Genomic DNA, 17218 nt, shown 5'->3' on the forward strand with positions numbered 1-17218 from the left:
TGCCTTTTGTAGTATAATGGTTTTGCATCTCAGAGTTCCTTTTAATGTGTTTGTGGTGAACTACATTATATCTCTCTGAGATGTTTTTGCATACTCTCAACTGGCTAACTTCATTTTAGAACTTTCTGTCTTAGTTTCTTTGAGAATATAATCACCATCGTCAAGTCCCTTAAAAGCAAAGTGAGTTTCGGTAGATTGATTTGTATCTAAGGCAACTTCTTTTTCACTACCATCCTGTAATTTTTTGTAAAGTTTGAATTCAGCACCTGAAAGTGGGGCTTTCTTTTCATCAACTTTGTCAACAATTACTTGATATGTAAATACAATAACACGGTCTTTTGGGGTCTCACCTGTAGGTGTGTTCGAACCATCTCCAGTATAGTTTGGATCATTTGAGAAGATTAACTTCACATCGTTAGGATTACCAAGAGAACCAATGATTGCGTTTTTGTTAAGAGTTGCGTTGTATTCTACAACTACTTTGCTACCTGCTTTAGCAGCAGATACAGCTGTTTTCAAATCAGTAAATTTGAGAGAGAATCCTTCAGTAGAAGTAGTAATTGCATATTTAGATGCATCTACTGCAACATTATCAACTGTAACTTTTACTGAAGCTTGGTCAAATGTCAAACCTTTTGACATTGTATCAGCAAATTCAAGATAATAGGTGTTGTAAGAGCTATAATTGCTTGGAAGTGTCGCTGTTAATTGGAAAGGAATATTGTCGTTGATATCATGGTCAGCAGAATCTTGCCAATTTGAAGTTTCACCAGTTGTATCGTTTGTATCTTTTACTTTTTTCTGAACAGTTGGAACATCTGCTTTTGGTGTTACTGTTACATTTTTGACAACTTCCAAGATGTATGAAGTGTAAGACTTATCCGTTGCGCTAAGAGAGCCATCCCTATCTTTAATCAAGTAGTAACCAGCTACTGGAGCTGTAATTGTATTACCAGATGCAGCGATTGGATTTTGTAAGTATGGTGCCACTGCTCCTGCAAATGCTTCCGCATCAGCGGTCTCTTTCAATGATTCCGCTTTTGTCACCGCATCTCCCAAAGCTTTTTTACCAGCATCAGACACACCATTACCCCATTCAATGTTGGAAAGTGTATCACCAGACAAATCTCCTTTGAAGATTTGATAAGCTTCATAAGTATGTCCATCTATTGCACCATTGATTGTAATAGTATAGGATTGCTCTGTAGCAAAAATTGATTTTGTGCTAATTAATGTTACAAGGACGACTAAAAATGCCCCTAACATACGTTTTAAATGTTTCATGTGATCTCCTTTGATCTTTTCAATATAGCATAGTTATAGGATAACTGAGATGAAATGGAGGTGATTTACTGCTCCTTATAATCATCACCGCCTTTCTTCTTAAGGCTAGGTAGACACACTTTTAATCTCCCCCTATCCTATATCTCTTATAAAGTAATCGGATATATCCGATTGTCGGTACTAAGATAAGGGTAGCACTCGTCACGTAGAAAAGAGTTGTCCCATCCCCACCCGTTTTCGGTAGTTCATAGGCTTTTTGAGCTTTATTCGTAACGATAACCTCACCTGAAGTAACACCTTCTTCTCCTACAGAATAGGAAATGTCATATCCAGAAAGAGTATGCTCATTAACCCTATAGGCATAAGAGAGCGCTTGACCAGAATCATTGACACCTCTCAGGGGTAGTTCTTCAAATGTTTTTGTCCATTGATCTCCCTTACCGATTGTTACTGTCTTCAAAATCTTCTCAGAACGTTGACCGTCAGCAGATACCGCTATTTGAATCAAGTCAATAGTGATTGTAGCATCGACTCTATCAGTAGGTTTACTATCAGTATCCTGCCATTTTTTGACGACTGTAATCACTGTTTTTTCCGGTAATTTTTCATTAGGAACATATATCTGTTTGCTTTGTTTGGCCAAGTTAACCATTTCAGGAGGATTGCTCACCAAGTCCCCTAAATTAGTCGGTTGTCTATCTGTTTCTGAGAAATAGAAATAATATCTTGGAACCTCTCCTTCATCAGGAAGTTGATAAGCAATTGGAGCTTTCGTTTCAACAACATAATAGAGTTTCTCTTGCTCCAATGGCCTACTACCAGCGATACCATCCGTGCTCGAACTATTGATAGAAATTGTTCCATCTGCTTTCGTTTGATAGCGAGCCACCACTTTATCCGTGCTATTTTCACGAACCTCAAATGTAGCCCCAAGAAGTCCGATGCCAAAGTTTTTAGCATCAACCTTTATGAGCTTAAAGAATTTGATCGATTCAGATGTTCCACCTGCCTGAACAATGCTCCAGTTAATATGAGTTGTGACATCAACTTTACCTGATCTCAAACGCTCAATTTCAGCTGAGTTTTTCACGGATAACTGAGCTTTATTACTTGCTGATACCTCTCTCGTAACAAGATAGTTATACTGTAGCGTAAAGGTTTGACTGTCAGGCACATTAACTTTTAGAATACTATCAATCTGTCCATTTTCGCCCCGAACCTTCTCGACAGTCCAAGACCAGAGGGACGGATCAACAACTTGTCCAGTTTTATCTAATAATTGGACTGAATCTTTCTTCAAGTCATAGCTAAGTTTTGTGGCTTCATCTTCTTGATAAGATAAAATATCCGTCAATACATAGCTATCCTTACCAACCGCTAAATCTAATGCATCAGGATTTAGGGTTAAACGGTAAGCAACTTCTCGATTATCGTTTAACCACATACCAGCCTTAGTGAGTTTAACGCCAGGCTTAATGGTAATTTTTTGAGTGTGATCATCTTCACCGGCCGGTTGATCATTGACAGATACTGAAACGGTGTTTTTATAAGTTTTGATGACGTCCTCATCAATTGGAACAACATCAGTCTTAAAACTTAATAGAACATAGAAGTCCTCACTACCTATTTGTTCTTTTAATGTCTGGCCATTATTTGATGAAAACGTTAATGAAACAGCCCCATTTGCGTCAACTGTACCATTAAGATCAATTCCAGAATATGTCTGCCAGCTGGATGACTTGGTAATATTACCACCCGAAATAACCGTTTGGTTACTGTCATTGAGCCCATAAAGTTTACCATAAGTAAGCTCTGCTAGAGTTAAACCAGTAGGTGGCGTGTCCACTAAGCTGACTTTAGTGGTTGTGTCATCTAGCTTGACCTTAATCGCCCACTTAACCAGCCCATCCTTTTGGATAGTATTCTCTGAATCTTTAGGATTGTAGTCATTTCCAATGCCATCCCAGACAATATTATTCCCATCACGCTTACTTACTCGACCAGTCGCTTCATACTTGTATGACGCTTCACTTGAAATGTCTAAGGATCGGATTTTGTTTTTAAAGGTCGAGATACTGCTGACATTTGCTGTTGACTCATACTCAAGACTTATGTCACTCTGATTAGACCTAAACTCCTGATTAAGTGTATAGGTAAAGCTAATGTATTTTTGGTCATCAGTAAATTGGTCTAGTGGTTTATTTTGCCACGAACTATCTTGAGCTACAAATGTAATATCTCCAAAAATAACTCTTAATTGGTTGTATATATCCTCTAATTGTGCTTTTGTGAAATAATGATGTTCAAAATTAGCGGAATTTCCAGCTGTTAGAGAATCATGGAATTGTGTTCCTTTAGGAATTTTTTGGCTACCTGGCATTGAAATCTTGATGTTCCATTTTAGCCGTTTCGTTTCCGACTGTCCTGTGGCATTTATCTCTGCGAATGTTTTCTCAAGATTTCCCGTATTGCCTTTTCCAGTTCCTACTGTCGCAGTCGCTTTTACCGACTCCCCTTTATCAGTAACCGTTGCATTATTAATAACACTTCCAGCTGTTGTACCCCATTCGTTAGACGTTTCATCGGCTGGCGTAACATAGGTAAAGATATACTTGTTGGTGTTTTTACCTCCATTAGTTGCCGTAAATTTAATCTGTTTCACGGTACCATTAGGATTTTTTTCAATAGAGAACCCCTGAGATTGATCCGATGTTAACTCTGCGACTTTGATCTTACTGAACATATCATCAGTCAGGACTGCACCAGCAATGTCATTGTTAAGGTCATTGACTGTAATTGTCCATGTGATTTTATTTGAAGCCTCGTCATAACGTCCTGATTTGGCTAAAGTATTACGTGTCACTGAGAGATTAACATCCTTAGGACTAGGTTTTGGAATATCAGGTGATTCCACATTGAGTGTGTTGTTGACCTGAGATAGTTTTCCAGCTGGTATATCGCTGACCTTATAGCGATAAGTTACTGTATAAACCTGTCTAGCATTTAGAGGTGGTAAGGTTAAATCAAAGGCTGTGCCAGACTGATTTGGCTGATAAGTCTGTGTGAGGGTCTGATGATTAACTCCCTCATCCCCATACCAATACTTGTAATCATGTTTTATAATTGAGACAATCTCAAGAGGTGAGACCGTTAATCCCGTAGCTGTTAGTCTATCTGATAGTTTGACCTCCCCTTTTGTCCCCTTATCTGACGAGATCGTGATTTTGTAATCTAGATAAGCTTCATCTCCTTCATATCTGATAGCCCCAGCCTTTTCACTTCTGATATCATACTTTGCTTCGTCTGGTGTTTTCACTGTAGTGATGTCTTGAGAAGGAATAGTAACTGTTACCTTATCTATAATTGGAATCGTATAACTACCATCAGACGTCTTGTTTGTTTCACCGATATTTGCCTGATAATAAACAGTTCCTTTGATTGGGCTTTCGGGATCGACTGTCTTTAGGTAACTTTCCAAGAAAGTAATAGCCAAATACTTTTTCCCATTGAGTTCAACAAACCGGAATTTAAAGGCATCCTTCCCTTGTTCACGACCAGTGTAGTCAACATTTGGTTGTAAGGCAGATCCCCACGAACTATCAACTGGTAGTTCCATTGCATAGGTCGCGCTATTTTTAATGCTGGCACTCGGGATATTAAAACCTAGTTTAAGATGAGTCTCTAATAATTTTGTTGCCTCAACATAAGTTGACGCGCCCTCAATGCTAGCCTCTGTCAAGAAATCCTTTAAATCTTGATAAGTAACTCCAGCTAAAACGTATGGAGAAAACGAATCTGATTGGAAAGATAACTCTGCCACTTCTCCTGAAGGCAACTCTGAGATGACAGTTGTCTCCTTTTGGGTTATTTCTTCCACTTGATTTAATTCGTTACTAACATGGAACAGCTTCCATTCTTCCTGCAATTCTTGTGATTTAGGAAAATCTTTAAATTTAAGTGAAACGGCCACTTTTTGTAGGGGTTTTACTTCCTCTCCTGAAGCATTCACAAAAGTGATATCATAAGCATAAAGCGCTGACATACCACGATTATCTTTACTTAACACTTGGTCAATTTTTGGTCGAAAGGCCTCAAAATCTACCAACCTTGTGACACTAAGCTTGACAGATTGAGAAAATGTCTTTTCTGGATAATCTACTGTCACTAGGACATCATCTAACTCTTCCTCAAAACGTCCCGCCTTCTGATAAGAAGATTCTTCCGAATCCACCGGAGAGCTGCTTTTCGTTTGCCCAACTTGAAGTTCCGCAGTAGCTACGGTTTCTTTCTCCACAACCGAGGAAGAAACCTTCTTGTGATCTAACGCTTCCTCACCGAGAATGATAGGAGCATTTTCCTGAGATGTTTGGAGGACTGCTGTTTGGTCTTCTAGATTGAGCGTTATGGCCGGCAAAATTAAAAAATACATTGTTATGAAAACAATGAAAACAGATAGCACAGAGGCAATTTGTTTGATTCGTTTCTTATGCTTTTTTTCCTTTAGGATTAGCTTTAGCTTTCCCAAAAAATATCCGAAAGACATAGTGCTCTCCTTTCGTCATTTATTGCTTAAATACCCAAATTTACTCAAACGTTCCAAAACGATTTAAAGGCCAAATTCTAAATTGTAGTTCTCCAACAATTTGCTCTTCTCCAACTGGCCCTAAAGCCGAATTTCTTGAATCAACAGAGACATCCCGATGATCTCCCATAACAAAATATTTTCCCTCAGGAACTTGGTAAGGCAGTTCAATATCAACATCACCTTTTGATGTCTTCTTAACATATGACTCATTCATCAGATTACCATCAACAGTAACCGTCCCTTGATCATCTATATTAACCCATTGACCAGATTTGGCAATAACCCGTTTAACAAGGACTTTGTTATTAAAATAAAAGGCAATAGTGTCTCCTTGTTCAATGGACTTTGTATTCAAGGACACTACAATATCTCCTGCTTCCAATGTCGGTGACATCGAATTACCATAAATTTGCAGGACAGGTAGCCAAAGCGTTGCAATCAAAACAGAAACCGCTGAGACCGTGATTAGAATTGAAACAGTACTCAGTAACGTTTGTTGAAACTGGTTTCGATATCTTCGCTTTTTTATCTCTTCTTCTAAGCTTTTCGAATCTGGTAACTCATCAATGGAGAAGTATGGGCTTCTTTTTTTAAAATTATTAATTGCCATATCAGTTACCGTCATTCGCTATTCTTTTTACATTGTCCAGATAGAGTTCAGCTGCTTCTTGCGCAGCTTCAAATACTTTATTAATTATAAGGGATGCTTCCGCAATATTACCCACTTTTGAAAGCATTAGTTGACGAGAGACCAACTCACCGTTCAGACGATTGTTTTCCTCTGTTAAGCGTTCGTTTTCTTTGACTTGTTCTAAAAGCAACTCCATAAGCTGCAACTTGCTAAGCTTCCTAAACTTCCTAAACTCTTTTTTATTCACTCTAATATTTCCTTTTTTATCCTTATTTACATTATATATATGTATATATATTGTCAAGTTGTTATTTATTATCTTGATAAAACATAGAAAAAAACATAATGTCTGAACATTAACACTTGAACAACGATTAGAAACAATCAGTTCATTCGATATCTTCAAGTATTTCTAAGATTACTCTAGCTACTTTGCCATTAATTACTAGTAGATCAGTTCAGAGTATTATATTTTTTATAAGATTTAATGATTGATATACCATTCATTAGACTTTTTATCCTACATATCAAGAAAGAACCAATTTAGCATCCCACTGAAAAAGTCATCGTTTGATGACATTAAGCACTGCTAAACCTGTCCTCCAAAAGGGGCTGTTATAAAGAAGGGGCTAGAACTAAAACCTATTCAATAACACTTAAAAGTGATGAGCACCTTTTCGGAAGAGGCTTAAGGACATGCATCGCTATAAGATAGACGGAAAAAATGCGGAACTGAAACACAGACATGGTCTTGATATAGCTAGAGCACTAGGCTTTTTCAACATGTAGTTACACGTAGCCACGACGATTTTTGTGGTTAATATAAAAAGGATTAGGTCCCTTATCAAGCAAAAATAAGTTAAAAAAAAAACGAGAAATCTCGCCATTTCTGAACTAGATTCCGCGTTATCTCATTTTATTGAAGCTGTAAAGACAACTTTTTCAGTGGACTCCTAATTTGCTTCTCTGCAGACATCAGCTTTTCATCAAACCACTACAGTTGACAATAATCCAAAATTAGCCTCCGATTTGCGTAACGATATCCTGATCTGTTTGCTCGATGATATCTACAACCTTATTCAACTGAGCATTGATGTCATTCAGTAACTGAGCAAACTCATTGATTTTTGGTGACAACTCAGTAAATTGATGATCAAAACTAGCAAAAGCTGAGCCCTCCCTGTTCGAACGGATGGTTTCCTGCCCTGTCATCAAGGAATTTAAAACTGTACGGATATCTTCAGCCCCGTTACTATATTTAACAGCTGAAGTGCGTAGGTCTTCTGGGGTTAACTTAATTGTTGCCATAAGCGTCTCCTTTATTATTTATGCTGACACTTATATTCTATGCTATTTAACTACAGATACCAAAACTTTTATTTTTTTACGCATTTCGTTATTTTCTGAACATTATTTACAAATCACCCATTTTTCAATCGCCCTGGCCACGCCCGCCTCGTCATTGGAGCTCGTGATAGCATCAGCAACCGCCTTGACCTCATCGCTGGCATTTCCCATAGCTACCGAAAACCCTGCAAAAGCCAACATTTCCAAGTCATTGGCCGCATCTCCGATGGCCATCACCTCTTCAGGTGCAATCCCCAGATGCTGGGTTAAGTTGAGCAAGCCCTTGGCCTTAGTCGTTCCTAACGGCAACGCTTCATAAATGTAAGATTGGCTGCGCACCGTGGAAAAAGCCTGACTGAGAGCCTCTCCCTGCTCCGCCTGAAAGCGATCCAAGGCTGGCGCTTCCCCCATAAACATGCCCTGAAAAATCGGAACAGGACTAGCTTGGACTTCCTCTAGTGTCACTGGAACAGGATGGGTAAAGACCAAACCAGCATCATAAGCCACTAGCTCTGGAATCTCCTCACCAACAATGAAATAGTGATCCGCATCAAAAAAGGTTACTGAAATCTCGGGATAAGCTGCCGCAGCAGCGACCAATTCAGCCATCTCAGCAGGTGCCAAGGCCTGATGGGCTACAAGCGACCAATCCTTAAGCTGGTAAACCGTACAGCCATTGTCCAAGATGGCATACTCATCGGCCTCCCCAAAGCCCAACTGGTCAATATAGGACACCACGCCCGGCTTAGGACGTCCCGTACAAAGGACCACCTTGATTCCTTTAGCAACCGCTTGATGTAGAACTTCAATCGTCTCCTGTGTTAACTCCTTCTGACTGTTCAACAAGGTTCCATCCATATCAATAGCAATTAATTTGATTGATTGTTGTGACATTTGACAAACTCCTTTATGTGATTACTTCCAGTATACCATTTTAAAGGGAGTTCTAACAGTAGGGCCATATCATCCGTATCAGTCTTTTCTTCTACTCGTTTCAAATCAAACTCTAAGAGCATCAGTCTTGTGCAGGCATAAAGATTAGTTGCCTGGTTCTGTCACCGTCTGATTTACGTGAAAAGTCCTCATGCTCCCCAACCGTCCCAAGAGCAGCACGACTTGCTCAGACTAGTGAATCCCCCCGGAAAAACAAAGCACACCCCCTAGAAATTAGGAAGGTGCGCATTTTTTCTTAGTCTTTGTTGAGATTTCTTAACATCTCATCGATTTTATTGCCATAAGCGATAGACTCATCCTTGACAAAGGTCAAATCTGGAATCTTATACATGGTCAAGCGTTGACCAAGTTCACGTTTAATCGTTCCCTTAGCCTTTTCCAGACCTGTCTGGGCCTTTTGATTATCTGAGGCCAGGTCACTCAAAATCGTATAGTAGACCTTGGCAGAAGACAGATCTCCTACCATCTGCACGTCAGTAATGGTCACTCCTTGGACACGAGGGTCACGAACTTTCTTTTGCAAGATGTCATTGACTTCCCGTTTGAGCTCCATGCCGACACGGTCTGTCCGAAATGAATTTGCCATAGCTCCTCCTTTCTCTCTTCTATCTTTCTAAGCAAGATGAAGCATTTGAAACAACAGTCTAGTCTCTCGACGTCATAAGACACACCGAATACCTTAATCTACCAGGTTAATTTCACCCATTTTTACCGCTTCTTCCTGACCGACCTCAATCTGGCAGTTGAAGCTATGAGGTGGGGCAGCCAAATGGAATGCTGTGGACTGTTTGACCAACGTTCCAGTCACCCTCTTTTTTCGTCTACATCGTCAGACTAGCGTTTAATTTCTTCCATAATGTAGGCTTCGATAGTATCGTCCATCTTGAGGTCGTTGAATTTTTCAATCATAAGACCACCCTCACGGCCATTGGTTACTTCCTTGACATCATCCTTGTAGTGTTTCAGGCTGACTAAGGCACCGTCATGGATAACAATGCCATCACGGATGACACGAACCTTAGAGTCACGAGTGACCTTACCAGACAAGACCATGAAACCACCAATTGTTCCGACCTTAGAAACCGTGAAGGTCTCACGGATAACCGCTTCACCGATCACTTTTTCTTGGAACTCTGGATCAAGCATCCCCTTCATAGCATCTTCCACTTCTTCGATTACCTTATAGATAATGCTGTGAAGACGAATATCGACTTCGTCTGCTTCTGCCTGCTGGCGAGCCATTGGCGTCGGACGTACGTTAAAACCGACAATAAAGGCGTTAGAAGCTTGCGCTAGAGTCACGTCGGATTCATTGATCGCACCGACAGCTGAGTGAACGATGGTCACTTTCACGCCTTCGACGTCAATCTTTTGTAGAGAGCTAGCCAAGGCTTCTGCAGAACCTTGCACGTCCGCCTTGATGATGACATTGACAGACTTGACTTCACCAGCTTTAAGGGTGTCAAAGAGGTTGTCCAGGCTGACACGGTTATTGGCTTGACGCTGTTTGAGGAGGGCACGCTTGGCACGTTCTTCCCCTGCTGCACGCGCAGCTTTTTCATCCGCATAAACCGCGAAATGATCCCCTGCCATCGGCGCCTCGTTTAGACCAGTGATCGATACAGGCGTTGATGGACCAGCCACCTTCACCCGACGGCCTAGGTCGTTGGTCATGGCACGGACCCGTCCAAAGGTATTGCCGACAACGATTGGGTCTTGGACATTGAGGGTTCCTTGTTGCACCAAGAGAGTCGCAACAGCTCCTTTTCCTTTATCCAAGCGTGCTTCAATCACTGTCCCAATCGCACGAACGGTTGGATCAGCCTTTAATTCTTGCAATTCTGCCACAAGGAGAACGGTCTCTAGAAGTTCGTCAATGTTTTGGTTGAATTTAGCCGAGATTTCTACAAACTCACAATCACCACCCCAAGCTGTTGAGATGACGTTATGCTCTGCCAATTCCCCAATAACGCGCTCTGGGTTAGCCCCTGGCTTATCAATTTTATTGATGGCAACAATGATTGGCACATCTGCTGCCTTAGCATGGTTAATGGCTTCGATAGTCTGAGGCATTACCCCGTCATCTGCTGCCACCACTAGGATAGTGATATCTGTCACAGAAGCACCACGCGCCCGCATAGAAGTAAAGGCCGCGTGACCTGGTGTATCTAGGAAAGTAATTTTCTTACCGTTTTCTTCGATTTGATAAGCCCCGATGTGCTGAGTGATTCCCCCAGCCTCACCAGTCGCCACCCGTGAATTACGTAAGGTATCAAGGAGGGTTGTTTTCCCGTGGTCAACGTGTCCCATGATGGTGACAACTGGCGGACGCTCGGTCAACTCATCCTCATTGAGGTAACCGTCTTCGACAAAGAAGCGCTCGATATCTGCTTCATCCACCTGCACTTTTTCTTTGGCTTCAATGCCATAGTCTACCATCAGGAGTTCAATCGTGTCACCATCCAGCGATTGGTTCTGCGTTGCCATCACTCCCATCATAAAGAGTTTCTTGACAATCTCAGCAGGCTCGCGTTTGATCCGTTTAGCAATTTCTGCCACGGTCATGCCAGCGGTGTACTCAAATTCAGTCGGTAATTCGTGGAACTTGCGTTCTGTAACAGGTTTTTGCACCTGATTCTTACCACCTTTTTTATTTTTCTTGGTATTATTCCAATTGGACGTTCTTTGATTTCTCACTTGTTGATTGCTTCGATTCTTATTAGTTTGTTTATGACGTGGACCATCCTCATTGTCTCGGTAGTCCTCTCTGGTCTTATCTGCCTTGCCTTGCTTTTTGCGGCGGGTGTCAACAGGCTTTTCAGCTACAGGTGCAGGTGTTGGTGTTGGTATTGGCGCTACAACTGCCTCTGCCTTGGCTGCTTCTTCTAATTGTGCTTTTTTGCGTTCTTGGGCTTCGGCCTGGGCGCGTTGTTGGGCTAGCTTAGCCGCCTGCTCTTGCTTGAAGCGCTCCTCACTGCTGGCTGCGTAAGCTGCATTTTGCTCCGCTTTCAAAGCAGCTGCTCTCGCTTTAAAGTCAATCCGCGGTGCTGGTTGATTTGGTTGGGATGAACGGCGCTCTTGACGACGGTCAGCTTGTCCCCGACCTTGCTCTTGGCGACGATTTTGCCCAAGGCCTGTCTGTTGAGCAGACTTGTCCTGGCGACGGTCATTGGAGCGCTCGTTAAAACGACGATTGTCACGCTGCTGATTGTTGTTGCTGCGCTCCTTGCCTTGCTCTCTGTTGCGGTTGTCAGGGCGCTGACCCTGACGTTTTTGAACTTGGGCTTTAGCTTTAGCTTCACGTTCTGCCTTAAAATTTCGGCTTTGTGGACGAGCCACTGCTTGAGCGGGCTTAGGCGCTGGCGCGCTAGCTTCAGCTTCCTTGGCAGAAGCCTGCTCTTGGGGAACTTTACCCTCCGCCTGTTTCTCTACAGGCTTAGGTGCCGGTGCTGGCGTTTTTTCCAATGGCTCTGCCTTAGGCACAGTTGGAGCTTTTTCACCAGTCTCCTTGACCGGGGCTTTACTTGTTCCACCGAGACCAGCGACAATTCTTGCAGCGGCTTCTGGCTCGACAGTGGAGGCATGACTTTTAACCTCGTAGCCCAGTTCCTGGGCTTTTGAAACGACCTCTTTACTGGTCACCCCTAGTTCTCGGGCAATTTCGTTTAATCTCTTCTTAGACAATATCTTGTCCTCCTGTTCTATTCCATCATAGACCTCATCTTCTTTACAAATCCAGCATCTGTCACCGCCAAAACCTTACGTGGTTTGCCGATGGCTGTGCTCATTTCCAAGGTTGAAAACCCTGTGGAGATGGCTACTTGGTAGTAGCTTGTTTTATCGTTTATTTTTTTACTCAAATTAGGACCAGCATCATTGGCTAACAAAACCAAGCGTGCCTGACCTGTCTGGATGCTCTTGACTACCAGTTCTTCACCGGAAATTACCTTTCCAGCTCGCTGGGCCAAACCGAGCAAATTTAAGCATTTTTGCTGATTATTCAAGGCCTAACTCTTTTCTTTTCACCTTGTGATCAACATAGGCGATTAATTCATCGTAAAAAGCTTCATCCACCTCTTGGCCAAAAGCTCGGTTAAAAACCTGCTTTTTTTTGGCCAACAGGGCTTCCTCATTGTCCAACTTGATATAGGCCCCTCGGCCGTTCGCCTTACCTGTCGGATCGATAAAGATTTGACCTTCCTTATTTTTCACAATACGTAGCAAATCTCGCTTATCGATTACTTCGTTGGAAACAAGGGATTTTCTCAATGGGATTTTGCGGGCCTTTGCCATGCGAACCTCCTAGTCCTCAGTACTGACACCAAACTCTGCCGCTGCTGCCAGCATATCGTCGTCAAGATCTACCAATTGTGCCTCATCATAGGCTGCAATTTCTTCTGTTTCCTCAGCAGGCGCTACCGCCTCCTCTGGGAAATAAGTATCTGCTTGGGCTTCGTACTCACTGGCTGACTTGATGTCAATACGGAAACCTGTCAAGTGAGCTGCCAATCGCACGTTTTGACCGCGACGCCCAATAGCTAGGGAAAGTTTGCTATCTGGTACGACAACCGTTGCGCGCTTGGCATCTTCATGGTCAAAGAGGACCATGTCCACCTCGGCAGGGGCAATCGCATTGTAGATGAATTCTGCTGGATCATCGACCCATTCGATGACATCAATGTTTTCCTCTGTCGGTACCATGCGATCTAGCTTGGCATCATACTTAGCAGGATGGAATTTACTGGTGATTTTTTTGATGTTAGCACCGCCACGGCCGACGATGGTTCCGATGGCATCCACGTTAGGGTTATGGCTACGGACAGCAACCTTGGTACGGTCTCCTGCCTCGCGAGAAACACTCATGATTTCTACTGTGCCATCATAAACTTCAGGAATTTCCTGCTCCATGAGGCGCTTGATCATCTGTGGATGGCTACGGCTTACAAAAACGTTCACCCCACGACCATTATCCTCTACCTTGTAGACATAGACTTCAATTCGGTCATGCGATTGAAAGACCTCACCAGGGATTTGATCTTGCTTTGATAATTGCGCTTCAATTGTCCCTAAATTGACATAGATAAACTTGTTGTCAAACCGTTCTACCGTTCCTGACATGATTTCATTTTCATGCTCTTTATAGGTGTTGTAAGTGATGGCACGGGTCTGCTTGCGCATCTTCTCCATAATCGTTTGCTTGGCAGACTGAGCAGCCACCCGACCAAATTCTGCTGGTGACTCTTCAAACTTGATTTTATCACCAAGCTCATAGGCTGAACTAATCGCCAAGGCATCTTTCAAGGAGATTTCTAAACGGCTATCAAAAACCTCATCCACAACCTCACGAACCGTGTAAACACGGAAATCGCCTTTTTTCTCGTCAAATTCAATCGCAGCTGATTCAGCTTGACCATAGCGGCGTTTGTAGGCAGAGCGAAGCGATTCTACAACCGCATCAACAATGTCTTCTTTTTTAATTCCTTTGTCTTCTTCCAAAATACGGAAGGCTTCTAGCATTTCTTTGCTCATGATTAACTCTTTTGTAAAATTACAAAAGCTTCCTTTCTCTTACTTATAATTTCACCGCCAAGCGGGCTTTGGCCACACTAGCATAAGGAATGATGACTTCTTTTTGGCGCGTTTTGTCCTTGTAAGACAAGCGCAGGTTTTCCCCATCAAAGGCAAGCAAATCCCCTTCGAAGACCTTGACCTTTTCAATGGCCTTATAAAGGCTGATATTGACATATTTACCAATCGCTCCTTGAAGAGCTTCTGGTGTTTTTAAGGGACGTTCCAAACCCGGACTCGTCACCTCAAGCAGGTACTGAGCCGGAAAAGGGTCCGGTTGAATCGTATCGAGCAAGGGACTAATCCGCTCAGAAATCTCTGCCGTCTCATTGAGAGAAATCCCCCCTTCACGATCCACCAAAATACTGAGCACCATATCGCTACCCATCTTGGTATACTCGATGTCTACCAGTTCATAAGGGGCTTGAATAGCTGGCGCTACTACCGCTTCCACAGCCTCAATAATATCTATTTGTGCGATGATACCTTCCTCCTTTTCTTTAACCCTCTAACCTTAAGGCTTGGTCCAGCAACCTCTCAATCGTGACACTCGCCTTAAGGGGCCTTTATATCGAGCAAGTCAGTCTCCTCACTCAACTCCATCAAGCATAGAAGAGAGGCGAAGATTTTTCTCCGCCTCCTTTTATCCTATTCAATAACACTAGTATAGCATACTTTATCCGAATTGACAAGCCTCAAGCTTCTAAAATACCCCAAACGGATCAATCCCGACTAACGCTTCAGAGCCTCTTCTTTATTTTCCAAACAATTTCGCCCAGAAACCTTTCTTGACCTGAACTTCCTCAGCTTGAGCTTTAGCCTGATCCAACTCCAACTTCAAAGTTTCCTTATCCGCCATAGCCTTCAAGGTCAACTGCTGTTGCTGATCCAGCTGTTTGTCCTTTTCAGAAATCTGGACATCCTTGATCCGAATCTGTTCATCCTTAGCCGCAATTTGCTCGTCTTTGGTTTTAAGCTGATCGTAAAGTCGGACGATTTCTGCATTTTTCTCATCGACAAGAATTTCCATGAGTTCACGTTGCTTCGTTTCTTCACTGATGGGTTCATCTTCAAAAATCGTTTTTTGGTAGATTTTTTCTAATTCAATCAAGCCCGCACGATTGACTACCGTTACCCCTTTGTCATTTTTATCGACAAATTCTTCTGGAAAAGACTTGACACGATTATTGATGGCTTGGCGACTGATCCCCAAAATATCAGCTATTTCACTGACCGTTTTTTCTACTGACATATCTCTATCCCTATTTTCTCTACACATTCTCTCTCGTGGTGGCTGGCAACTTTTCCTACCTACCAAAACCACCGTACCCTTAAAATCTTATCATACCAGAGCTTTTCTGTCAAATTTTCCAAGGCTTTATGCTAGAATAAAACCATGATGATTTACGATACCATTATTATTGGAGGAGGCCCTGCTGGGATGATGGCAGCCATCAGCTCTGCTACTTTTGGCCAAAAGACCCTGCTTCTGGATAAAAATCGGAAACTCGGCAAAAAGTTAGCCGGTACCGGCGGTGGCCGTTGCAATGTCACCAACTGCGGTAGTTTGGAAGACATTCTAGCAGGTATCCCCGGCAACGGTCGCTTTCTCTACAGCGTTTTTTCTCAATTTGATAATCACGACATTATCCGCTTTTTTGAAGACCGCCAGGTCAGACTGAAAGAAGAGGACCACGGCCGGATGTTCCCTGTTACCAATAAGTCTCAGACTATTATCCAGTGCCTAGTTGATGAGATGACCAATCTCGGAGTCACCATCAAAACCCAGACAGAAGTGGTCTCTGTCAAAAAATTAGACGACCTCTTTCACATCAAGTCTCAAGACGACACCTTTCAAAGCCACCGGCTTATTGTGACCACAGGAGGCAAATCCTATCCTTCCACCGGCTCAACAGGTTTTGGCCACGATATCGCTCGCCATTTCAAGCTTAGCGTCACCCCCATGGAAGCAGCTGAGAGTCCTTTGTTAACGGATTTTCCACACAAACTGCTCCAAGGCATCTCTCTTGATGATGTTACCTTGACTTATGGCAACCACATTATCACCCATGATTTGTTGTTTACCCATTTTGGCTTATCCGGACCAGCTGCCCAGCGCATGTCCAGCTTTGTCTCCGGTGGAGAGACCATCTATCTTGACGTTTTGCCTCAGCAATCAAGTGACGATTTGAACGATTTTCTCGAAAAAAATAGGGAAAAATCACTCAAAAATAGCCTAAAGCAGCTACTCCCTGAGCGCTTGGCTGAGTTTTACAGTCAAGATTTCCCGGAAAAGGCCAAGCAGTTGACCCATCAGCAAAAAGCGGCATTGCTGACCTCCCTCAAGGCTCTTCCTATCTCTGTCACCGGAAAAATGTCTTTGGCCAAGTCCTTTGTGACCAAGGGAGGTGTTGACCTCAGTGAGATCAACCCGAAAACCCTTGAAAGCAAGAAGGTTCCCGGTCTCTTCTTTGCAGGTGAAGTTTTAGATATCAATGCCCACACAGGTGGATTTAACATTACTAGCGCCCTGTGTACAGGGTGGGTTGCAGGAAGCCTTCATTTCTGAGCGCTTGGCTCAATCCAGTCATCAGCAGCAATAGAGTTATCAGCCTTGAATCTTTTAAGCACTTCTTCTAAAAAGTGTACTGACCCCAAAAGTGGGACACCAATATGCGTCAAAGGGTTTAGAACTGTCATGCACAGGCCTAAACCCTTTTCGTTATGCGACTTTAAGTCCGTCACGCTCCGAAGGTGCGTGACCAATAAACCACCCGCTATGCGGGTGCGCATCGAAGGTTATACCAAAAAACTCCAAACGCGATACAATAAAGGTGTTCAAGCCTATT

General features: G+C 42.7%; 15 protein-coding genes. 1 reads left to right on the top strand and 14 read right to left on the bottom strand.

The features are described 5' to 3' along the window. Window positions 1–96: 96 nt before the first annotated feature. From HF992_RS11005 to HF992_RS11065, 14 genes are all read right to left on the bottom strand, one after another. Window positions 97–1284 carry an isopeptide-forming domain-containing fimbrial protein gene (locus tag HF992_RS11005; protein ID WP_168550061.1) on the bottom strand — a complete coding sequence of 396 codons (1188 nt, stop codon included), beginning with the start codon at window positions 1282–1284 and terminating at the stop codon, window positions 97–99. A gap of 121 nt (window positions 1285–1405) precedes the next feature. Next, window positions 1406–5827, bottom strand: coding sequence for a Cna B-type domain-containing protein (locus HF992_RS11010; RefSeq protein ID WP_168550062.1), 4422 nt, complete (start codon window positions 5825–5827; stop codon window positions 1406–1408). 40 nt (window positions 5828–5867) lie between these two features. Beyond that, window positions 5868–6494: a signal peptidase I gene (lepB, locus tag HF992_RS11015; RefSeq protein ID WP_246201297.1), complete on the bottom strand. Its 627-nt coding sequence runs from the start codon at window positions 6492–6494 to the stop codon at window positions 5868–5870. Next, window positions 6481–6747, bottom strand: a complete 267-nt coding sequence (locus HF992_RS11020; protein ID WP_168550063.1) for a DNA repair protein — start codon at window positions 6745–6747, stop codon at window positions 6481–6483. The genes lepB and HF992_RS11020 overlap by 14 nt, the downstream gene beginning before the upstream one ends. Before the next feature lie 770 nt (window positions 6748–7517). After that, a complete protein-coding gene (locus tag HF992_RS11025) occupies window positions 7518–7808 on the bottom strand; it encodes a WXG100 family type VII secretion target (protein ID WP_168550064.1) in 291 nt (96 codons plus the stop codon). 102 nt (window positions 7809–7910) lie between these two features. Beyond that, window positions 7911–8741: a Cof-type HAD-IIB family hydrolase gene (locus tag HF992_RS11030; RefSeq protein ID WP_168550065.1), complete on the bottom strand. Its 831-nt coding sequence runs from the start codon at window positions 8739–8741 to the stop codon at window positions 7911–7913. Between the two features lie 295 nt (window positions 8742–9036). Further along, window positions 9037–9387, bottom strand: a complete 351-nt coding sequence (gene rbfA, locus HF992_RS11035) for a 30S ribosome-binding factor RbfA (protein WP_168550066.1) — start codon at window positions 9385–9387, stop codon at window positions 9037–9039. A gap of 93 nt (window positions 9388–9480) precedes the next feature. Beyond that, entirely contained in the window at window positions 9481–9609 is a 129-nt protein-coding gene (locus HF992_RS12255; protein WP_281346988.1) for a hypothetical protein, read from the bottom strand. A 26-nt stretch (window positions 9610–9635) separates the two neighbouring features. Then, on the bottom strand, window positions 9636–12485 hold the full coding sequence (infB, locus tag HF992_RS11040) for a translation initiation factor IF-2 (protein ID WP_168550067.1): 2850 nt from the start codon (window positions 12483–12485) through the stop codon (window positions 9636–9638). A gap of 17 nt (window positions 12486–12502) precedes the next feature. Next, window positions 12503–12805, bottom strand: coding sequence for a YlxQ-related RNA-binding protein (locus HF992_RS11045; protein WP_168550068.1), 303 nt, complete (start codon window positions 12803–12805; stop codon window positions 12503–12505). After that, complete coding sequence (rnpM, locus tag HF992_RS11050) at window positions 12798–13094, bottom strand: RNase P modulator RnpM (protein WP_168550069.1); 297 nt, start codon at window positions 13092–13094, stop codon at window positions 12798–12800. Before rnpM ends, HF992_RS11045 begins: the two co-directional genes overlap by 8 nt. A gap of 9 nt (window positions 13095–13103) precedes the next feature. Next, window positions 13104–14330, bottom strand: coding sequence for a transcription termination factor NusA (gene nusA, locus HF992_RS11055; RefSeq protein WP_168550070.1), 1227 nt, complete (start codon window positions 14328–14330; stop codon window positions 13104–13106). A gap of 43 nt (window positions 14331–14373) precedes the next feature. Further along, window positions 14374–14853: a ribosome maturation factor RimP gene (gene rimP, locus HF992_RS11060; protein ID WP_168550074.1), complete on the bottom strand. Its 480-nt coding sequence runs from the start codon at window positions 14851–14853 to the stop codon at window positions 14374–14376. A 270-nt stretch (window positions 14854–15123) separates the two neighbouring features. Next, on the bottom strand, window positions 15124–15621 hold the full coding sequence (locus tag HF992_RS11065) for a DUF536 domain-containing protein (protein ID WP_168550071.1): 498 nt from the start codon (window positions 15619–15621) through the stop codon (window positions 15124–15126). A 144-nt stretch (window positions 15622–15765) separates the two neighbouring features. On the opposite strand from HF992_RS11065, the gene aao reads away from it, so the two are divergent. After that, entirely contained in the window at window positions 15766–16938 is a 1173-nt protein-coding gene (aao, locus tag HF992_RS11070) for an aminoacetone oxidase (protein WP_168550072.1), read from the top strand. Window positions 16939–17218: the final 280 nt, after the last annotated feature.

Origin of the sequence: Streptococcus ovuberis (assembly GCF_012396585.1) — a bacterium.
Classification (GTDB): Bacteria; Bacillota; Bacilli; order Lactobacillales; family Streptococcaceae; genus Streptococcus; species Streptococcus ovuberis.

Bases quoted from the DNA above. Each gene is read 5' to 3' on its own strand.
- HF992_RS11005 (WP_168550061.1), bottom strand. From the start codon at position 1,284: ATGAAACATTTAAAACGTATGTTAGGGGCATTTTTAGTCGTCCTTGTA.
- HF992_RS11010 (WP_168550062.1), bottom strand. From the start codon at position 5,827: ATGTCTTTCGGATATTTTTTGGGAAAGCTAAAGCTAATCCTAAAGGAA.
- lepB (WP_246201297.1), bottom strand. From the start codon at position 6,494: ATGACGGTAACTGATATGGCAATTAATAATTTTAAAAAAAGAAGCCCA.
- HF992_RS11025 (WP_168550064.1), bottom strand. From the start codon at position 7,808: ATGGCAACAATTAAGTTAACCCCAGAAGACCTACGCACTTCAGCTGTT.
- HF992_RS11030 (WP_168550065.1), bottom strand. From the start codon at position 8,741: ATGTCACAACAATCAATCAAATTAATTGCTATTGATATGGATGGAACC.
- rbfA (WP_168550066.1), bottom strand. From the start codon at position 9,387: ATGGCAAATTCATTTCGGACAGACCGTGTCGGCATGGAGCTCAAACGG.
- rnpM (WP_168550069.1), bottom strand. From the start codon at position 13,094: ATGGCAAAGGCCCGCAAAATCCCATTGAGAAAATCCCTTGTTTCCAAC.
- nusA (WP_168550070.1), bottom strand. From the start codon at position 14,330: ATGAGCAAAGAAATGCTAGAAGCCTTCCGTATTTTGGAAGAAGACAAA.
- HF992_RS11065 (WP_168550071.1), bottom strand. From the start codon at position 15,621: ATGTCAGTAGAAAAAACGGTCAGTGAAATAGCTGATATTTTGGGGATC.
- aao (WP_168550072.1), top strand. From the start codon at position 15,766: ATGATGATTTACGATACCATTATTATTGGAGGAGGCCCTGCTGGGATG.